The following is a 21,019-nucleotide window of genomic DNA, read 5'->3' as shown; positions in this document are numbered from 1 at the left end:
CCCCGATCGGGCCGGTCCATCGGGTGGGTGGCGGGGCCCCGGTCGTCGGGGGCGTTGGTGGCTGTCCGCGGTGACGGGACGGTGCCAGATTCACCATCGTCGGTGGCGACCCACGCCGCCGACCGGAACGGAAGGCGGTTCGCGGCGATGACCCTCCACCAGGACCAGCGCGCCGAGCCGGGCGCCGCCGCGTCGGCCCCGGCACCCGTCGACTACGGCTCCTTCCTGCACCTGGACGCCCTGATGGCGGCGACCGAACAGGTGCCGGACCACCCGGACGGCCGGTTCTTCGTGCTGGTGCACCAGGCGTTCGAGGTGTGGTTCGAGCTGATCCTGCACGAGCTGGTCGCCGCCCGTGCCGCCCTTTACGCCGATGCGCTGCCCGCCGCGCTGGACCGGCTTCGCCGGGTGGTGGCGGTGGACCGGTTGCTGGTGAGCCAGCTCGACACCCTCACCACCCTCACCCCGGCCGGCTTCGCCGGCCTGCGCTCCCACCTCGGCTCCGCCAGCGGATTCCAGTCCGTCCGCTACCGGGAGATCGAGTACCTGTCCGGCCTGCGGCGCCGGCGGCACGCGGGGGTGCTCACGCCCGGCAGCGTCGACCTCGCCCGGCTGGAGCGCCGGCTGGGTGAGCCGAGCGTCGGCGACGCCTTCCGGGCGGTGCTGCGCCGACGGGGCGTGGCCGACCCGGTCCGGCTGCTGCGCGCCGACGGCGCCGACCGGGACCTGCTCGCCGTCGCCGAGTCGCTGCTCGACCACGACGAGTCGTGGGCGATGTGGCGCTCGCGGCACGCCCTGGCCGTGGAGCGGTTGATCGGCCACCGGCCGGGCACCGGCGGCTCCAGCGGGGTGGAGTACCTCCGATCGCGGCGCGACGAACGGTTCTTCCCGGAGCTGTGGGAGATGCGGACCCGGTTGTGACCGCGTCGATCACCCCCACTGCACCGCCCACCCGCCCCGGGGCGCCCGGTGCGGGTAGCCGTTCGGGCACCGCGGGCGGGCCCCGCCGGGGTGTGCCCGGGCGGAGTCTCCGTCCGAGGGCGGCCGGGCCGCCGGCCGGACGGCAACGTGATCGACGGGCGGTGTCGCGGCGCCGGTGCCGGCGCACCGACCGGCGTGGGCACGGCGGAGAGGGGACCCGATGACCGAGACGTCCCGGTCCACCGCGTGGGTGGACGCGCCGGCGCCGGACGCCCTGACCACCGATCGCCCGCCCCGACTGGTCCTCCTGTACCCCGGGCGGGCGGCCGTGCGGGCCGGCATGGGACGCGCCCCGTACGACGCCGAGCCGGTGGTCCGCGCCGAACTCGACGCCGCGCTGGCCACCCTGGATGCGACCCTCCGTGACCGGGTACGGGCGGCGCTGCTCGGCCCACCGAACCGGGCCGTGCCGGCGGACTGCGCGGCTGTCGCCCTGTTCGCCCTGGAGTACGCGCTGACCCGGCAGCTCGCCGCCGGCGGGCTGCGCCCCGACGCCGTGCTCGGCTACGGCGCGGGTGAACTCACCGCCGCCTGCGTGGCCGGCGTCCTCGACCCGACGGAGGCGTTGTGGCTGGCGACCGCGTACGGCCGACTCGACGCCGACCTGCCGCCGACCGCGACCATGACGGTCGGGATGCCTGCCAGCGAGGTGACCCGGCAACTGCCACCGGGCGTCCGGTTGGTGGCCGTGGACACGCCGGAGTGCTGCGTGGTCGCCGGACCGGAACCGGAGCTGCGGCGGTGGGAACGCGCCCTCGCCCAGCTCTACGTGACCTGCCACCGGCCGGTGGTGCCGGTCACCGGACACCCCGACGACGTGCCGTCCCGGCTCGGGCCGGTCGCCGCGGCACTGAGCCGCACGACGCCCCGCCCGCCCCGGATCACCTGGATCAGCACGGTCAGCGGACGCCCGGTCAGCGCCGAGGAGTCGGTCGACCGGGAGCACTGGCTGCGCCTGCCCGGCTGGCCCGTCCGCTTCGCCGACGCGGCCGGGCAGCTCGCCGACCGCGACGTGCCGGTGGAGGTGGGGCCGGGCGGCACCCTGACCGCGCTGTTGACCCAGCTCACCCCGGACCGGCCGGCCCTGCCCGTCGGGCCGGCCCGCGCCGGCGCCGAACCGGCCGGGCGGCGCCCGGATCCCGTCGCCGCCGTCCGGGCGCTGCTCGCGGACCCCGCCGCCCGGCGGGACCGACCCCACCCGCCCGACCACACGCGAGCCGGCACACCCCGGCCCGGGAGGAGAATCTGATGGAGCTCGAGGGCATCGAGGACGTCTACGAGCTGTCCCCGATCCAGGAGGGGCTGCTGTTCCACAATCTGTACTCGCCCGGCAGCGGCATCTACCTGGAACAGGTGACCATGCGGATGCGCGGCCCGCTCGACGTCGGCGCGTACCGGTCCGCCTGGCAGGCCATCGTGGACCGGCACGCGGTGCTGCGGACCAGCTTCCACTGGGAGGGCGTCGACAAGGCCCTCCAGGTGGTGCACCGGGACGTGGAGTTCCCGATCGACGTGCTGGACTGGCGCGCCGCGGACCCGGCCGAGCAGCGGGAGCGGTACGACGAGTTCGCCCACGCGGACCGGATGACCGGCTTCGACTACGCCACCGCTCCGCTGATGCGTGGGCGGCTGATCCGCTTCGCCGACGAGGAGTGGGAGTTCTTCTGGAGCTTCTCGCACCTGCTGATGGACGGCTGGTCGTTCGGCCTCGCCTTCGCGGAGCTGACCAGCCTCTACAACGCGTACGCCACCGGCGGTGCCGCGGACCTGCCGCCGGCCCGGCCCTACCGGGCGTACCTGTCCTGGTGGGCCCGGCAGGACCGGTCGGCGACCGAGGAGTTCTGGCGCGAGCACCTGGCCGGCTACACCGCCCCGGACACGCTCGAGCTGGGCCCCGCGCCCGTCGTGCCGCTGCCCGAGGGTGAGCCCACCCACGCGGTGCTGCCGACGCCGGAGCTGCTGGAGCAGATCCCTCCACTGACCACCTTCGCCCGGGAGCACGGTCTCACCCTGAACACCGTCATGCAGGGCGCCTGGATGCTGGTGCTCAGCCGCTACCTGGGCCGGGCCGATGTCCTGGCCGGCTCCACCGGCACCCAGCGCCCGGCGACCCTGACCGGCAGCGAACGGATCATGGGGCCGATGCTGGCCACCATGCCGGTGCGGGCCCGGATCCGCGACGACGCACCGCTCGTCGACTGGCTGCGGGAGCTGCAGACGGACATGGCCCGGGCTCGTGAGCACGCCGACATCTCGCTGACCGACCTGCGCCGGCTGGCCGACCTGCCGGGCAACCGTCCGCTGTTCGAGCTGGACCTGGCCTTCGAGAACGTGCCCGTGCCCGACCTCGGTCTGGACGGCGTCGAGCTGGTGGAGTCCACCTACGACGGCCGCCCACACTTCCCGATCACCATGATCGTGATGCCGGGCGAGGCGATGCCGGTGCCGCGGATGGTCTACGACCAGACCCGGTTCACCGCCACCGCGGTGCGTCGGCTGGTGGACCAGTTCTCCGCCACCCTGACCAACATGACGCGCTACCCCGAGCTGCGGCTGGGCGACATGGACATCATGCCCACCGAGCAGTGGCGACAGGTGCTGCTGGAGTGGAACGCCACCGAGCCGCAGCCGGTCGCCGCGCTGCCCGAGCTGTTCTCCCGCGCCGTCACGGCCACCCCGGACGCCACCGCGGTGGTGTACGCGGGACAGCGGCTCAGCTACGCCGAGCTCGCCGCCCGGGCCAACCGACTCGCCCACCACCTGCGCGAATCCGGCGTACGCCCCGGCGACCGGGTCGGGCTGTGCCTGCACCGGTCGCTGGAGACCGTGGTCGGCGTGCTCGGCGTGCTCACCGCCGGGGCGGCGTACGTGCCGCTGGACCTGGGTCACCCGGCCGAGCGGATGCGCTGGATCCTCGCCGACGCCGAGGTGGACGTGCTGGTGACCCACCGGGCGGCGGCCGAAGCCGTACCGGAGTTCGCCGGCCGGGTGGTGGACCTGGACGCCGAGGCCGATGCCATCGCGGCGCGTCCGGCCGAGCCGCCGGCGGACGGCCCGGTCCCCGACGACGTCGCCTACCTGATCTACACCTCCGGCTCCACCGGGCACCCGAAGGGGGTGCTGGTCAGCCACGCCAACGTGGCCCGACTGGTGGCCGGTGCGGGCACCCGGATGGAGTTCACCGCCGAGGACGGGTGGAGCATGGTCCACTCGTACGCCTTCGACGTGTCGGTGTTCGAGATGTGGGGCGCGTTCGGGCACGGGGCCCGGCTGGTGGTGGTGCCGCACGAGGCGGTCCGCGACCCGGAGGCGCTGCTGGCCCTGCTCGCCGCCGAGCGGGTCACCGTGTTCAGCCAGACCCCGTCGGCGTTCCGGCAGTTCATGCCCCCGGCCCTGGCCGACGGCGCGCCCCGGCTGCCGCTGCGGTACGTGATCTTCGCCGGTGAGTACCTGGACATCCCGGCGCTGGCGCCCTGGGTCGACCGGTACGGCGACGAGCAGCCCCGCCTGGTCAACATGTACGGGATCACCGAGACCACGGTGCACTCCACCTACCGGCGGATCACCCGCGCCGACCTCACCGGCCCGGTCCGCAGCAACGTCGGCCGACCCCTGCCCGACCTGCGGATCTACCTGCTCGACGAGCGCGGCATGCCGGTGCCGCCGGGGATGCGGGGCGAGATCTTCGTGGCCGGCGCCGGGGTCACCCTCGGCTACCGGAACCTGCCCGAGCTGACCGCCGCCCGCTTCCGGTCCGACCCGTACGCCGGCGAGGGCGAGCAGCGCATGTACCGCTCCGGCGACCTGGCCCGGTGGACCGACGACGGCGAGCTGGAGTTCCTCGGCCGCGCCGACCAGCAGGTCAAGATTCGGGGCTTCCGGGTGGAGCCGGGCGAGATCGAGGCGGTGCTGCGGGACCGGCCGGAGATCGCCGACGCCGTGGTGCTGCCGAGGGAGATCGCCGGGGACACCCGGCTGGTGGCGTACCTGGTGCCGGCGGACTCCACGACCGTGGTCGACGTCGAGGTGACCGAGGGGCTGCGCGCGCTGCTGCCGGAGTACATGGTCCCCGCCCACCTGGTGACGCTGGACCGGTTCCCGCTCACCCCGAACGGAAAGACCGACCGGGGCGCGCTGCCGGACTTCGACGGCGCCCGGACGAGCGTGGACCGGGAGTACGTCGCGCCCCGCACCGGGACCGAGGAGGCGGTGGCGGCGGCCTGGCGGGAGATGCTCGGGGTGGAGAAGGCCGGCGCGCACGACGACTTCTTCGCCCTCGGCGGGCACTCCCTGCTCGCCACCCGGGTCGCCTTCAAGCTGCGCGGCAGCCTCGGCGTCGAGGTGCCGGTCCGCGCGGTCTTCGACCACCCCGTCCTGGAACGGCTGGCCGCCGCCATCGACGACCTGGCGAAGCGGCCGGCCGTCGCCGCGCCGGCGATCACCCGCCAGCCCCGGCTGGCCCAGCGGGTCTGACCCCCACGGCCCGCGCGCCCGGACGGGCGCGCGGGCCCCCGCACCGTCCGTGCCACCACAGCGAGGAGTGTCCGCGTGAGCGTCGATGACAACCCGGTCAGCACCCGGGAGGCGTACCTGCTGCCGGCGTCGTACGGGCAGCGCCGGCTCTGGTTCCTGGACCTGCTCGAACCGGGCAGCGCGACGTCGTACACCGAGCACGGCGCGCTGCGGATCACCGGCGAGCTGGACCGGGCCGCCCTCGACGCGGCGGTGGCGGCCATGGTCCGCCGGCACGAGACCCTGCGCACCGGGCTGGTCCTGGTCGACGGGGAACCGGCGCAGGCCGTGGCCACCGAGCTGACCGTGGGGGTGGAGTGGGTCGACGTCACCGGTCTGGTGCCCGCCGGGTCGGACACGGCGACCGTGCACGCCGCCCTGGCCGAGCGGATCCGCGAGCTGCTGGCCCGCCCGTTCGACCTGACCCGGCCGCCGCTGTTCCGGGTGGTGGTCCACCGCCTCGGCCCGGCCGACCAGGTGCTGGTGGTGGCGTTCCACCACGCCGTCTACGACCAGTGGTCCGGGGCGGTCTTCGTGCGCGAGCTGCTGGCCTGCTACGACGCCGCCCTGGCCGGGGTGGAACCGACGCTGCCCGAGCTGACCGTGCAGTACGGCGACTTCGCCGCCTGGCAGCGCCAGTGGGTCGGCGGCGAGGAGGAGGCCGGGCAGCTCGACCACTGGGAGCGCCGCCTGGCCGGGCTGCCGCCGCTGGAGCTGCCCACCGACCGGCCGCGGCCGAGCACCCAGACCTTCGCCGGCGGCACCGTCGAGGCGGTGCTCCCCACCGAGCTGACCGCCGGCCTGGACCGGCTCGGGCGCGACCACCAGGCCACCCTCTTCATGACCGTGCTGACCGGCTTCGCGGCGGTGTTGGCCCGGCACTGCAACCAGGACGACCTGGCGGTCGGTACCCCCGTCGCGGGGCGGCGCGCCCCCGAGCTGGAGAACCTGATCGGCTTCTTCGTCAACAACCTGGTGCTCCGGATCGACGCCGGCGCCGACCCGGGCTTCGCCGACCTGCTCGATCGGGTCCGGGACACCTGCCTGGACGCGTACGCGCACGCCGACGTGCCGTTCGAGCGGGTGGTGGAGCGGGTCCGCCCGGAGCGGGACCTGGCCCGCAGCCCGCTGTTCCAGGTGATGTTCGTCTTCGGCAACGTGCCGCTGCCCGCGCTGACCGCCACCGGGTTCACCGCCGAACTGTTCCGGGTCGACCCCGGCACCGCCAAGTTCGACCTCTTCGTCACCTGCGTGCCCCGCGCGGACGGCGGCCTCACCGTCACCGTGGAGCACAACACCGCACTGTTCGATCCGGACACCGCCCGGCGGCTGCTGGCCCACCTTCGGCAGGTGCTCGACGCGGCGGTCGACACGCCGGACCGGCCGCTGTCCGCGCTGCCGCTGCTCACCGAGGACGAGCGGACGCTACTCGTCGACCGGGGGCGCGGGCCGCGGCGGGAGCTGCCGGCCGAGACGTTGCCCGCCCTGGTCGCCGCCCGGGCCGCCGCCGACCCGGACCGCACCGCGGTGACCGGCGTCTCCGGCCGCCTCGGGTACGCGGACCTGGTGGCCCGCGCCCGGCGGATCGCCGCCGCCCTGCACGCCGCCGGGGTACGCCCCGGGCAGCTCGTCGGGGTGGCCGTGGACCGGGACGTCGACCTGCCGCCGGCGCTGCTCGGCGTCCTCGGCGCCGGGGCGGCCTATCTGCCGGTGGACCCGGCGCTGCCGGCCGAGCGGCTGCGCTTCGTGCTCGCCGACGGCGAGGCCGCGCTGGTGCTCACCGACGGGACGACCGTCGACGCGCTGCCCGAGGGCACACCGGTGCTGCGCCTCGACGGTGACCTGCCCGAGGCCGCCGACTGGCCGGCGTCCCCGGGGCCGGACGACCTGGCGTACGTCATCCACACCTCCGGCTCCACCGGCACGCCCAAGGGCGTCGCCGTGCCGCACCGGGCGCTGGTCAACCTGCTGAACACCCTCGCCGAGCGGCCCGGCCTGGACGCGGACACCGTGCTGTCCGCCGTCACCACGCTGTCGTTCGACATCGCCGCGCTGGAACTGCTCGGCCCGCTGCTGGTCGGTGGCCGGGTCGACGTCGTGCCCCGGGAGGTCGCCGCCGACGGCCCCCGGCTCGCCGCCCACCTGGCGAAGGCCGGTGCGACAGTGGTGCAGGCCACCCCGGCCACCTGGCGGCTGCTGCTGGCCGCCGACTGGCGCCCGGGCCCCGGCTTCGCGGTCTGGTGCGGCGGCGAGGCGTTCCCGCCCGACCTGGCCCACGCCCTGACCGGCGCCGGCGCCGCCGTGTGGAACCTGTACGGGCCGACCGAGACCACCGTCTGGTCCACCGTGTACCCGGTGGCCGGCGACGAGGACCCGGTGCCGCTCGGCTCGCCGGTGGCCAACACCGAACTGCTCGTGGTGGACCCGGCCGGGCGGCGGTGCCCGGTCGGGGTGCCGGGGGAGCTGTGGGTCGGCGGCGCCGGCGTCGCCACCGGCTACCTGCGCCGCGACGAGCTGACCCGGGAACGCTTCGTGCCGCACCCGGAGCGCCCGGACGCCCGGGTCTACCGCACCGGGGACCTGGTGCGCTGGCGGGCCGACGGCCGGCTGGAGTTCCTCGGCCGACTGGACCACCAGGTCAAGGTGCGCGGGCACCGGATCGAACCGGGGGAGATCGAGTCGCTGCTGCGCGCCGAGCCCGGGGTACGCGACGCGGTGGTGGTGGTCCGCGAGGACACCCCGGGCGACCAGCGGCTGGTGGCGTACGTGGTGGGGGAGGCCGCGCCGGACGCGCTGCGCGCCGCCTGCGCCGCCCGGCTGCCCGCGTACCTGGTGCCGGCCACCGTCGCGGCCCTGCCGGCGCTGCCGCTGACCCCGAACGGCAAGCTCGACCGGCGCGCCCTGCCGGCCCCCGACCCGGTGCGGCGGGGCAGCCACTACGAGGCCCCGCGCGGGCCCGCGGAGGAACGGCTCGCCGCCATCTTCGCCACGGTGCTCGGGGTCGACCGGGTCGGCCGGGACGACGACTTCTTCGCCCTCGGCGGGCACTCCCTACTGGCCACCGGTCTGGTCGGACGGATCGCCGCCGAGCTGGATGCCGAGGTACCGGTCCGTGCCGTCTTCGCCCACCCCACGGTCGCCCGCCTCGCCGCGGTGCTCGACCTGGCCGGCCCGGGCGACTCCCCGCGGGTCACCCCGGCACCCCGCCGGCCGGGCGCCGACGGGCTGGTCCGGCTACCCGCCTCCTTCCAGCAGCGCCGAGTGTGGTTCCTCGCCCAGTTCGAGCCGGACACCGCCGCCGCGTACCACCTGCACGGCGGGCTGCGGCTGCGCGGCCGGCTCGACAGCGACGCGCTGGGCGCCGCGCTGGCCCTGGTGGTCGGGCGGCACGAGACGCTGCGGACCGGCTTCGCCGCGGTCGACGGCGAACCGGAGCAGGTGATCCACCCGGACGTGCCGACCGCGTTGTCCGAGGTGGACCTGACCGGGGCCGCCGACCCGGACGCCGCCCTGGCGGACCTGCTGCGCGAGAACGCCACCCGGCCGTTCGACCTGGCCGTCCCGCCGCTGCTGCGGGTGGTGCTGGCCACCCTCGGCGACGACGACACCGCCCTGCTGCTCACCCTGCACCACGCCATCGGCGACCGGCTGGCGATCGAGGCGCTGACCGGCGAGCTCTCCGCCGCGTACACCGCCCTGGCGACCGGCGTGGAGCCGGCGCTGCCCGACCTGCCGGTCCAGTACGGCGACTACGCGGTGGCCCAGCAGCGGTGGGCCGGCGGCCCGGCCGAGCGGCGTCAGCTCGAGCACTGGCGGAGTCGGCTCGCCGACCTGCCGGTGCTGGACCTGCCCACCGATAGGCCCCGCCCGGCGGTGCAGACCTACCGCGGCGCGACCCGCACCACCGAGCTTCCGGCCGGCCTGGTCGCCGAGCTGACCGCCGTCGCCGCCGGTCGCGGCGGCACCCTGTTCATGGCCCTGCTCGCCGGCTACGCGCTCACCCTGTCCCGGTACGCCCGCACCCTCGACGTGCCGGTCGGCTCGCCGGTCTCCGGCCGGTACCGCCCCGAGCTGGAACCGCTGATCGGTTACTTCACCAACAACCTGGTGCTGCGTACCGACCTCACCGGCGACCCGACGGTCGGCGAGCTGCTCGACCGGGTCCGGGACACCTGCCTGGACGCCTACGGCAACGCCGACGTGCCGTTCGAGCGGCTGGTGGAGCGGTTGCGCCCGGACCGGGCCCTGGCACACAGCCCGTTGTTCCAGGTGATGTTCATCGCCGCGCCGCTGCCCACCCCGTCGCTGCGCCTCGGCGAGGTGGCCGCCGCGCCGCTGCGCGCCGCGGAGAGCGCCGCCAAGTACGACCTGACCCTCACCGTCTTCCCCGCCGGTCCGGACACCGTCACCCAGCGGGTGGTGGCGGAGTACAACACCGACCTGTTCGACGCCGCGACGGTGGACCGGCTGCTCGCCCACTACCGGCTGGTCCTCGACGCGTTCACCGCCGACGCCGGACGCCGCCTCTCGGCGCTGCCGGCGCTGCCCGGCGAGGAACGGGCGTGCCTCACCAGCTGGGGCACCGGGGCCCGGCCGGCGGTGCCGGCAACCAGCGTGGACCGGTACGTCTCCGCCCGGTTCGCCGAATACGCCGACCGGGTGGCGGTCGCCGACGAGGCCGGGTCGCTGACGTACGCCCAGCTGGACGCGCGCGCCCACCGGCTCGCCCGGCACCTGCGGGACCTGGGCGTGACTCGGGGCGACCGGGTGGCGCTCGTCGCCGAGCGCGGCTGCGACGTGCTGGTGGCGCTGCTCGGAGTGCTTCGCGCCGGGGCCGCGTACGTGCCCGTCGACGTGACCTTCCCGGTGGAGCGGGTGGCGTTCATCCTGCGCGACTCCGGCGCCTCGGTGGTGCTCACCCAGGACAAGCTGGTGAAGCTGCTGCCCGAGCTGCCCGGGTCGGTGGCGGTGGTCCGGCTCGACGGCGACCGAGCGGCCATCGACGCCCGACCCGCCGACCCGCTGCCCGACGGGCCCGGCCCGGACGACCTGGCGTACCTGATCTACACCTCCGGCTCGACCGGCCGGCCGAAGGGCGTGGCGCTGCCGCACCGGCCGGTGGTGAACTTCCTGCTCAGCATGGCCGCCCGGCCGGGCCTGGCCGGTACCGACATCGTCGGGGCGGCCAACACGCTCTCCTGCGACATGCCGGTCCTGGACGTCTACCTGCCGCTGCTGGTCGGCGCGAAGATCGAGATGATCCCGCACGCCACGGTGGTCGACGGCGAGCGGCTGGCACAGCGGCTGCGGCACAGTGGAGTCACCTACCTGCAGGGCACCCCGACCACCTGGCGGCTGCTCCAGCAGGCCGGCTGGCGGCCACCGGCCGGGTTCACCGCGCTGGCCGGGGCGGAGCGGGTCCCGGCCGACCTGGCGCACTGGCTGCACGCCGCCGGGGCGACGGTCTGGCACCTCTACGGGCCCACCGAGACCACGGTCTGGTCGACCGTCCACCAGGTGCACGGCGGGGAGGACCCGCTGCCGCTGGGCGGGCCGGTGGCGAACACCGAGCTGCTCGTGGTCGACGACGCCGGCCGGCGGGTGCCGGTCGGGGTGCCGGGGGAGCTGTGGATCGGCGGCGCCGGCGTGGCGGCCGGGTACTGGCAGCGCGACGAGCTGACCGCCGCGCGGTTCGTCACCCACCCGGAGGTGCCCGACGCTCGGGTGTACCGCACCGGGGACCTGGTCCGCTGGCGGGGCGACGGCACGTTGGAGTTCCTGGGCCGGATCGACTTCCAGGTCAAGGTGCGTGGGCACCGGATCGAGCTGGGTGAGGTCGAGTCGGTGCTGCGCGGCGATCCGCGGGTGCGCGACGCGGTGGTGGTGGTCCGCGAGGACACCCCCGGCGACCAGCGGCTGGTCGGCTACGCCGACCTGCGCCAGCCGGACGACACCGACCGGTCGGAGCTGGTCGGCGCGCTGCACACCGCTTGTCGGGACCGGCTGCCCGACTACATGGTCCCGTCGGCGCTGGTGCTGCTGGACGCGCTGCCGCTGACCGCCAACCGCAACAAGGTCGACCGGGCGAAGCTGCCCGCGCCGGACGGCCTGCGCCCGGACGTCGGCGCGTACGACCCGCCGCGCGGGGCCGCCGAGGAACGGCTCGCCGCCATCTTCGCCGACGTGCTCGGCCTCGACCGGGTCGGCCGGGACGACGACTTCTTCGCCCTCGGCGGGCACTCCCTGCTGGCCACCCGGGTGGTCGCCCGGATCCGCGACGCGCTGGCGGTGGACCTGCCGGTCCGGGCCGTCTTCGCCACCCCGACCGTGGCCGGTCTGGCCGCCGTCCTGCCCTCGCCGGCCTCCGACACCACACCGTCCGGCGCCGCGCGGGCCGACGCCGACGCCACGCCGGTCGGAACCTCCAGGGGCGCTCCCGGCGGTGCCGCGGCGGCCAGCCCACAGGCCGCCACGCCGATTCCCGCGCAGTTCCGGATGCCGCAGGTCGGTGGCGACCTCGCCGGCCGGTACGTGCTCCCGGCCTCCTCCGGTCAGCGCCGGCTCTGGTTCCTCGCCCAGCTCGATCCCGGCGGCGCGGGGGCGTACACGGTGGACGGCGCGGTGCGGCTGGCCGGGCCGCTGGACGCCGAGGCGCTGCACGCCGCGCTGAACGCGGTGGTGGCCCGGCACGAGACGCTGCGCACCTCGTTCCACGAGACCGACGGCGAGCCGGTGCAGGTGGTCACGCCCGCGCTGGCCGTGCCGCTGGAGCGGGTGGATCTGACCGGGGAGGGCCGGCTCGACGAGGCGCTGACCGGGCTCTCCGGGGTGGCGTTCGACCTGCGGGTCGCGCCGCTGCTGCGGGCCACCCTGGTCCGCGTCGACGCCACCGACCACGTGCTGCACCTTGCCCTGCACCATGCGATCTGCGACCGCTGGTCGGTGCAGGTGCTGGCCCGGGACCTGGTCGCCGCGTACGCCGGAGGGGACGCCGTCGCGCCGGGTGCGCTGCCGATCCAGTACGGGGACTACGCGGCCTGGCAGCGGCAGTGGACCGCCGGGCCGGAGGCCGCCGCGCAGCTGGCGTACTGGCGGGAGCGGTTGGCCGGGCTGCCGGCGCTGGAGCTGCCCACCGACCGGCCCCGCCCGGCGACCCGCGCCTGGCGCGGCGACCTGCGCTGGCACCGGATCCCCGCCGACCTGGCCGCCCGGGTCACCGAGGCGGGCCGGCGGCGCTCCGCCACGCCGTTCATGCTGGGGCTGGCCGCCTGCCAGCTGATGCTGGCCCGGTACAGCGGGCAGCGGGACTTCGCGGTCGGCTCACCGGTCGCCGGCCGGTCCCGCACCGAGCTGGAGGGCCTGGTCGGGTTCTTCGTCAACAACCTGGTGTTCCGCGCCGACCTGGCCGGCGAGCCGACCGTCGGTGAGCTGCTGGACCGGGTCCGGGCCGCCTGCCTGGACGCGTACGCGCACGCCGACGTTCCCTTCGACCAGTTGGTCGAAGAACTCCGCCCGGTCCGCGACCGGGCCCAGACCCCGCTGTTCACCGTGCTCTTCGCGGTGCAGAACACCCCGCCGGCGGCCCGGTCGATGGGCGCGGTGGAGGTGACCCCGGTCGACCTGCGCCCCGGCACCGCCCAGTTCGACCTGTCGATCATGCTGGTGCCCGACGGCGACCGCGGCGACCTGCGGCTGCGGGTCGAGTACGACACCGAGCTCTTCGACGCCGCCACCGTGGACCGGATGGCCGAGCAGTTCCGGCTGCTCCTGGCCGAGCTGGCCGGTGACCCGGGCCGTCCGGTCGGCGCGCTCACCCCGCTCACCGACGACGAGCGGCGGTTGCTGCTGGACGAGTGGGTACGCCAGCAGCCGCAGCCGGGCCGGCCCGGCCTCGCCGCGTGCTTCCGGGAGCAGGCGGCGCGTACCCCGGACGCGGTGGCCGCCGAGTGCGGCGCCGACCGGCTCGACTACGCCGAGCTGCTGGCCCGGGCGACCGGCCTGGCCGGGCGGCTACGGGCCGCCGGGGTGCGCCGGGGCGACCGGGTCGGCATCCACCTGGACCGCAACCTCGACCTGCTGGTCGCCGTGCTCGGCGTGCTGGAGGCCGGCGCCGCCTACGTGCCGCTGGACCCGGGCTGGCCGGTCGCCCGGATGAGCTACGTGCTCGACGACGCCGGGGTGCGCGCGCTGGTCTCCACCGCGCCGCCGACCGGCTACACCGGCCCGGTCGTCCCCCCGACGGGCGCGCCGGCGGAGCCGGACGCGCTGGCGGAGACGGACGCGCTGGCGGAGACGGACGCGCCGGCCGGGCCGGACGACGTGGCCTACCTGATCTACACCTCCGGCTCCACCGGCCGGCCGAAGGGCGTGATGGTCACCCACCGCAACGTGACCCGGCTGGTCGACGGCGCGGCCACCCGCTTCCGGTTCCGCCCGGACGACGCCTGGAGCATGTTCCACTCGGTCGCCTTCGACGTGTCGGTCTTCGAGATGTGGGGGGCGTGGCTCACCGGCGCCCGGGTGGTGGTGGTGCCCTACCTGGCCGCCCGCGAGCCCGCCGAGCTGCGGGCCCTGCTGCACCGGCACCGGGTCACCGTGCTCAGCCAGACCCCCACCGCGTTCCGCCAGCTCGCCGCCGCCGACGCGGCCACGACGGAGCCGCTGACCGCGCTGCGGTACGTGGTCTTCGCCGGCGAGGCCCTGGACGTGCGGGCGCTGGCCGGTTGGTTCGACCGGTACGGCGACGAGCGCCCCGAACTGGTCAACATGTACGGCACCACGGAGACCACGGTGCACGCCACCTTCCACCGGGTACGCGCCGCCGAACTGGCCGAACCGGGCCGTAACCGGGTCGGTAGCCCCCTGCCCGACCTGCGGATCGTGCTGCTCGACCCGGCCGGCCGGCCGGTGCCGCTCGGCGCGCCCGGGGAGGTCGCCATCGGTGGTCCGGGCGTCTCCCTCGGTTACGCCGGCCGCCCCGAGCTGACCGCCGAACGCTTCGTCACCAGCGGCTACGCCGGCCCCGACGGGCGCCTCTACCGCACCGGTGACCTGGCCCGCTGGTTGCCCGACGGCACCCTGGACTTCCTGGGCAGGGCCGACGCGCAGGTCAAGATCCGCGGTTTCCGGGTCGAGCCGGGCGAGGTGGAGGCGGTGCTGCGCGAGCATCCGGACGTCGCCGACGCGGTGGTGGTGGCCCGGCCCGGCCGCGCCGACGACACCGAACTGGCCGGCTACCTGGTGCCCCACCCCGGCGCCGACCCGGCGGCGGCCGACCTGCGGGCGCACGCCCGCCGGCTGCTGCCCGAGTACCTGGTGCCGGCCACCCTCACCCTGCTCGACGTGCTGCCCCGCACCGCCAACGGCAAGCTGGACCTGAGGGCCCTGCCGCAACCCCGGCGCGGCGCCGACGAGGCCGGGCACGTCGCCCCGCGCGACGAGGTGGAGGAGGCCCTGACCGACATCTGGCGGCAGGTGCTCGACGTGGACGCCGTGGGCGTGCACGACGACTTCTTCGACCTCGGCGGGCACTCACTGCTCGCCACCCGGGCGATGAGCCGCACCCGCGCCGCCCTGGGCGTCGACGCGGGGGTGCGGGAGCTCTTCGACCGGCCCACCGTCGCCGGTCTCGCCGAGCGGCTGCGCGGCCGGCGCGGCGGGTCGATCGAACCACCCGTGCCGACCGCCGTGCCCCGGGACGGGCTGCTGCCCGCCTCCCCGGCGCAGCGCCGGCTCTGGCTGCTGCACCAGCTCGACCCGGACAGCGCCGGGGCGTACGTGATCGGTAGCGCGGTCCGGCTGCGCGGCCCGCTCGACCCGGCGGCGCTGCAGGCCGCGTTCGCCGACGTGGTGGCCCGGCACGACGCGCTGCGCACCACCTTCGCGGCCGTCGAGGGGGAACCCGCGCAACGGGTCAACCCCGACCTGGCCGTGCCGCTGGAGCGGGTCGAGCTGACCGATGATCCGGGCGCGCTCGACGCGCTGACCCGGGACCGGCTCACCGCGCCGTTCGACCTCGCCGAGGCGCCGCTGGTCCGGGCCACCCTGCTCCGGGTCGCCGTGGACGAGCACCACCTGCTGCTGGCCCTGCACCACGCGGTCGGTGACCAGTGGTCCACCCAGGTGATCGTCCGCGACCTGGTCGCCGCGTACCGGGCCCGGGTGGCCGGCCGGACCGCCGACCTGCCGCCGGTGCGGCTGCGCTACGCCGATGTGGCGGCCTGGCAGCGGGACCGGCTGGACCGGGGCGACCTCGACGAGGACCTGCGCTGGTGGACCGAGCGGCTGACCGGGTTGCCGGTGCTGGACCTGCCCACCGACCGGACCCGGCCGGCCAACCGGGGTCACCGCGGCGGCCAGCGCGAGACCGTCCTGCCGGCGGCGCTGGTCGACCGGTTGACCGAGGTGGGCCGCCGGCACGACGCCACCGGGTTCATGGTGGCGCTGGCCGCGTACCAGCTGATGCTCGCCCGGTACGCCGGGCAGGCCGACTTCGGGGTTGCCGTACCGGTGTCGGGGCGGGACCGGCCGGAGACCGAGGGGCTGGTGGGCTTCTTCGCCAACACGGTGGTGCTCCGCGCCGACCTGGCCGGTGAGCCGGAGGTCGGCGAGCTGATCGGCCGGGTCCGGGAGAGCTGCCTGGCCGCGTACGCCCGCGCGGAGGTGCCGTTCGACGTGCTGGTGGAGCGGCTCGGCCAGGCCCGCGACCTGTCCCGTACCCCGGTGGCCCAGGTGGGCTTCGCCCTGGTGGACCGGGTCGCGGCGCGTGACCGGGAGTTCGCCGGGGTACGCGCCGAGCCGCTCGCCTTCGACCCCGGCACCGCCAAGACCGACCTCACCGTGACCGTGGTGCCCACCGACGAGGGCGGCTGGCGGCTGCTCGCCGAGTACGACGCCGACCTCTACGTCCCGGCCACCGTGGACCGGATGCTGGCCCACCTCGGCATGCTGCTGACCGAGTTCACCGTCGACCCGCAGCGGCCGGTGACGGCGCTTCCGGACCTGCCCGCCGAGGAGGCCGACCAGGTGGATTCCTGGGGCCACGGGCCGGTGCGGGACCTGCCCGACGCCACCTGGCCGGAGCTGTTCGCCCGGCAGGCCGTCGCGACCCCGAACCGACCCGCCGTGCTCTTCGGCGACGAGACGGTCGGCTACGCCGAACTCAACGCCCGCGCCAACCGGCTCGCGCACCGGCTCATCGAGCTGGGCGTCGGGGCGGACGTGCTGGTGGGAGTGCTGGTGGGACGGTCGGTGGAGATGGTCGTCGCGGTGCTCGCCGTGCTCAAGGCCGGTGGCGCGTACGTGCCGATGGACCCTGCGTACCCGGCCGAGCGGGTGGCCTTCATGCTCACCGACTCGGGTGCCCCGGTGCTGCTCACCCAGGCCGCCCGCGTCGACGCGCTGCCCGGCACCACGGCCACCGTGGTCGCGGTGGACGCGGTCGACCTGACCGGGCTGCCCGAGACCGACCCACCACGGCGCAGCGGCCCGGACGACCTGGCGTACGTCATCTACACCTCGGGCTCCACCGGCACCCCCAAGGGCGTGGCGGTGACCCACCGGTCGGTGACGAACCTCTGGTTGACCCGCTACCTGGCCGGGCTGCACGCCGACAGCCGGGTGCTCCAGTTCGCCCCGTTCAGCTTCGACGTCTCCGTCTTCGAGATGGTGCTCTCCCTGCTCGGCGGGGTGCCGCTGGTGGTGCCCGCCCCGGCGGACCTGGCCGGTGGGGTGGAGATCATCGGGCTGATCAACCGGCAGCGGGTCACCTTCACCTTCCTGCCGCCGTCGCTGCTGGCCCACCTCGACCCGGAGCACCTGCCAACGGTGGAGGTGCTCGGCTCCGGCGGCGAGGACTGCCCGGCCGACGTGGCCGAGCGGTGGGGTGGCCGCAAGCGCTTCCTGATCGGGTACGGCCCGACCGAGGCCACCGTCTACGCCACGGTCACCGACGAGATCGTCGGCGGCGGGCACCCGCCGATCGGCCGGCCGGTGGTGAACACCGTGCTGCGGGTGCTCGACGAGCGGTTGCGACCCCGGCCGATCGGCGCCCCCGGCGAGCTGTACATCGGCGGGGCGGGCCTGGCCCGCGGCTACCTGCACCGGCCGGAGCTGACCGCGGCGGCCTTCGTCACCCACCCGGTCACCGGGGAGCGGCTGTACCGCACCGGCGACTCGGTCCGTTACCTGCCCGACGGCAACCTGGAGTTCCTCGGCCGCCTGGACGACCAGGTGAAGCTGCGGGGCTTCCGGATCGAGCTGGGCGAGATCGCGGCGGCGCTGCGCGCCACGCCGGGCGTGGCCGAGGCGGTCGCCGTGGTCCGCGAGGACCGCCCGGGGGACAAGCGGCTGGTCGGGTACGTCGTCCCGGCCCTGGACGCGGCCGAGGACGACGACCTGATCCGCGCCGCCCGCGCCGCGGTCGCCGAGCGGCTACCGCAGTACATGGTGCCGGCGGCCGTGGTGGCGCTGCCCGCGCTGCCGCTGACCCCGAACGGCAAGGTGGACCGGCGGGCGCTGCCGGCGCCGACCGGGCCGGTCGGTGGCACCGGGTACGTGCCGCCGCGCACCCCGACCGAGCACCGGCTCACCCGGTTGGTCGCCGAGGCGCTCGGGGTGGAACGGGTGGGCCTGGACGACGACTTCTTCGCCCTCGGTGGGCACTCGCTGCTCGCCGCCCGGCTGCACGCCACCATCCGCCGGCTCTGGAACGTCGACCTGCCGGTGCGGGTGCTCTTCGAACGCTCCCGGATCGGCGCGCTCGCGGACCTGCTCGACGAGCAGGGCGACATCGACCTGGCCGCCGCCGAGGCACAGCACGCGGCCGCGCTGCGCGCCGACGTGGTGCTGCCCGAGGAGATCCGGCCGGTCGGCGAAACCCGGTTCACGGAGCGCCCCGGCACCGTGCTGCTCACCGGGGCCACCGGGTTTCTCGGGGCGTACCTGGTCCGGCAGCTCGCCGAGGGCGGCGCCACCGTGCTCTGCCTGGTACGCGGCGTCGACGAGGCGGACGCGCAGCGCCGGCTGGTGACCCAGCTGCGCCGCTACCGGTGCTGGCGGGAGGAGTGGGCCGACCGGATCCGGGCGCTCCCCGGTGACCTCGCCACCCCTCGTCTCGGCCTGACCCCGGACCGGTTCGCCGCGCTGGCCCGGGAGGTGGACGAGATCTACCACTGCGGCGCGGTGGTGCACTTCCTGCGCCCGTACGCGATGTTGCGCGACGGCAACGTGGCCGGCACGGTGGAGATCCTGCGACTGGCCACCATGGACCGACCGGTGCCGGTGCACTACGTGTCGACCATGTCGGTCTTCGGCGGGCTCGCCGCGACCGGTGCCGACCCCGGAACCGCGGTGCTGCGCGAGGACGTGCTGCCGGACGTCCCGCCACCGGCCACCGACACCGGCTACAACCACAGCAAGTGGGTCGCCGAGCAGGTGGTGCGGCTGGCCCGGGAGCGCGGCGTCCCGGTCGCGGTGTACCGGCCCGGCCGGATCGCCGGGGACACCCGCACCGGCACCTGGCGCTCCGACGACCTGGTCTGCCAGGTGATCCGGGCCTGCGTCGCCACCGGTCTGGTCCCCGACACCGGCCTCGCCACCGACCTGGTGCCGGTCGACCACATCGCCGCCGTGATCACGACGGTGGCCCGCCGCCCGGAGTCACTGGGCCGGACCTTCCACTTCGCCCTGGACGCCAAGGTGCCACTGGTCAGGTTGGCCGACGCCCTCACCGAACGGGGCTGGCCGGTGCGCCGGGTTGCGCTGACCGAGTGGTATGACGCGGTCGCCGCCGTGGCCCGCACCGGTGACGACGCGCTCGGCCCGGTGCTGGCCATGTACGCGCCGCTGGCCGAGGGCCGGGTGGCCGGTCCCGGCGAGCCCACCTTCGACGACCGCAACACCCGGGAGTTGACCGGCGAGATGCCGCCGCCCCCGGTAGACACCGCACTGCTCGGCCGGTACCTCGACGCGCTGGTCGCGGACGGGTTCCTGGCACCGCCGCCCGGCGCGTCCACCGACCCGGCGGACGACGGGCCGCACCACCCGGAGGAAGGGAGCACCGATGGTTCCGCATAGGCCGATCGTCGTCGCCGGAGCGGGGGTGGGGGGCCTGACCGCGGCCCTCGCGCTGGCCCGGCACGGACTCCCGGTCGAGGTGTACGAGCGGCGTACCGCCGAGGAGATCCGTACCGCGCCCGGCAGCGGGCTGACGCTGTGGAGCAACGCCGCCACCCCGCTCGGCTGGCTGGGGCTGGGCGACCGGCTGCGGGCGGCCGCCGAGCGGGTGGTGGAGATCCGCAGCCTCGATCCGCGGGGCCGGCTGCGGTTCCGCATGCGCACCCACCCGTACATCGAGCCGGACGCGCTGCCGTCGCTGTCGATCGGCCGGATGGACCTGGCGGACATCCTGCTGGCCGCCTGTGCCGAACGCGGGGTGCAGGTGCACCACGGCCGGCGGGTCAGCGGCTACCAGCAGCGCGACGGCATCGTCGAGGTCAGCCTCGACGATGCCGACCGGATCAGCGGCACGGCACTGGTCGGCGCCGACGGGGTCCGTTCCGCCGTCCTACGCCAGCTGCGCGGCGACGTGCCCGGGATCTACCTGGGCCGCAGCACCTACCGTGGGGTGTGTGCGGGCACCGAGGGTCTGGTCGCCGAGGTGCCGCTGCTGTTCCACGACGACGCCACCCGCATCGGCGGAGGTGTCTACCCGATCGGCGGGGGCCGGGCGGCGTGGACGCTGTCGTGGCACGCGCCGGCCGGCGAACGGGAGCCGGCCGGGGGGGAACGGGACCACGCCGCACGGCTCGCCCGGGCACTGCCGCCGGTGCTGCGCGACCGGGTGTCGCGCACCCCGGCCGAGGCGATCATCCGCACCGACATCTGGTACCACGAGTGGCACGAGACCTGGGGTGAGGGCCTGGTGACCCTGCTCGGGGACGCCGCCCACGCCATGCCGAACGACCTTGGCCAGGGCGCCTGCCAGGCGGTGGAGGACGGTGTGGTGCTCGCCGACGCGTTGGCCGCCGGCAACCTGGACACGCCGGCCGGGGTGGCCGCCGCGCTGCGCGACTACGAGCACCGCCGGCACGACCGGGTGAAGTGGGTACGCCAGCAGTCGGTGCAGGTGGCCACGGCGGCCGAGCCGCGCACGGCGGCGACCCGCTGGCTGATGGGTCAGCTCTCCCGCCTCTACCTGGCGGTGGCCGAGAAGGGGATGTGGCAACGGATGCAGCAGACCCCCGAGCTGACGGTGCGGCCTGCCTCGCTGACCTCCTGAACACCCCCGGCCCCGGCCCGCGTCGCATCTAGGCCGGGGCCCGGGGCGCCCTGCACCCTGCCTCCGGTCCCGTCCGACGGTGGAGTGCCCGACCGGGTACCCCGGGGGAGGTGCGACGGGCGGCCGACCCGGAGGGTGCCCGGGCGGACGGCCCGTTGGAGGGCGGCTCCGGGAGGCGGCCGTTGGCACGGTGAGGGAACTTCGCGAGATCAGCAGGTTCTCCGGTCCGACGCACGCCCACCCGGC

5 protein-coding genes and 2 pseudogenes are annotated in these 21,019 nt (G+C 75.7%); all 7 read left to right on the top strand.

The window, feature by feature from the left end:
• Positions 1-147 precede the first annotated feature (147 nt).
• Entirely contained in the window at positions 148-921 is a 774-nt protein-coding gene (locus tag ACFY3U_RS13935; protein ID WP_387200199.1) for a tryptophan 2,3-dioxygenase family protein, read from the top strand.
• A 220-nt stretch (positions 922-1,141) separates the two neighbouring features.
• On the top strand, positions 1,142-2,230 hold the full coding sequence (locus tag ACFY3U_RS13930) for an acyltransferase domain-containing protein (RefSeq protein ID WP_387200196.1): 1,089 nt from the start codon (positions 1,142-1,144) through the stop codon (positions 2,228-2,230).
• On the top strand, positions 2,230-5,454 hold the full coding sequence (locus ACFY3U_RS13925) for an amino acid adenylation domain-containing protein (RefSeq protein ID WP_387200194.1): 3,225 nt from the start codon (positions 2,230-2,232) through the stop codon (positions 5,452-5,454). Before ACFY3U_RS13930 ends, ACFY3U_RS13925 begins: the two co-directional genes overlap by 1 nt.
• Positions 5,455-5,529: 75 nt before the next feature.
• Positions 5,530-16,503 (top strand): annotated as a pseudogene (locus ACFY3U_RS13920) (amino acid adenylation domain-containing protein); the annotation flags it as partial.
• Positions 16,477-18,000 (top strand): annotated as a pseudogene (locus ACFY3U_RS13915) (amino acid adenylation domain-containing protein); the annotation flags it as partial. The pseudogenes ACFY3U_RS13920 and ACFY3U_RS13915, both read left to right, overlap by 27 nt.
• Positions 17,995-19,569: a thioester reductase domain-containing protein gene (locus tag ACFY3U_RS13910; protein WP_387200638.1), complete on the top strand. Its 1,575-nt coding sequence runs from the start codon at positions 17,995-17,997 to the stop codon at positions 19,567-19,569. The pseudogene ACFY3U_RS13915 and the gene ACFY3U_RS13910, both read left to right, overlap by 6 nt.
• On the top strand, positions 19,556-20,773 hold the full coding sequence (locus ACFY3U_RS13905; RefSeq protein WP_387200191.1) for an FAD-dependent oxidoreductase: 1,218 nt from the start codon (positions 19,556-19,558) through the stop codon (positions 20,771-20,773). Before ACFY3U_RS13910 ends, ACFY3U_RS13905 begins: the two co-directional genes overlap by 14 nt.
• Positions 20,774-21,019 lie beyond the last annotated feature (246 nt).

It is taken from the genome of Micromonospora sp. NPDC000089, from assembly GCF_042899365.1.
Taxonomy (GTDB): domain Bacteria; phylum Actinomycetota; class Actinomycetes; order Mycobacteriales; family Micromonosporaceae; genus Micromonospora.
The sequence above is the reverse complement of the archived record's forward strand: the minus strand, read 5'-3'. Positions and strand labels throughout refer to the sequence as shown.

Coding starts and splice junctions, on each gene's coding strand:
- ACFY3U_RS13905 (WP_387200191.1), top strand. CDS start 19,556: ATGGTTCCGCATAGGCCGATCGTCGTCGCCGGAGCGGGGGTGGGGGGC.
- ACFY3U_RS13930 (WP_387200196.1), top strand. CDS start 1,142: ATGACCGAGACGTCCCGGTCCACCGCGTGGGTGGACGCGCCGGCGCCG.
- ACFY3U_RS13935 (WP_387200199.1), top strand. CDS start 148: ATGACCCTCCACCAGGACCAGCGCGCCGAGCCGGGCGCCGCCGCGTCG.
- ACFY3U_RS13925 (WP_387200194.1), top strand. CDS start 2,230: ATGGAGCTCGAGGGCATCGAGGACGTCTACGAGCTGTCCCCGATCCAG.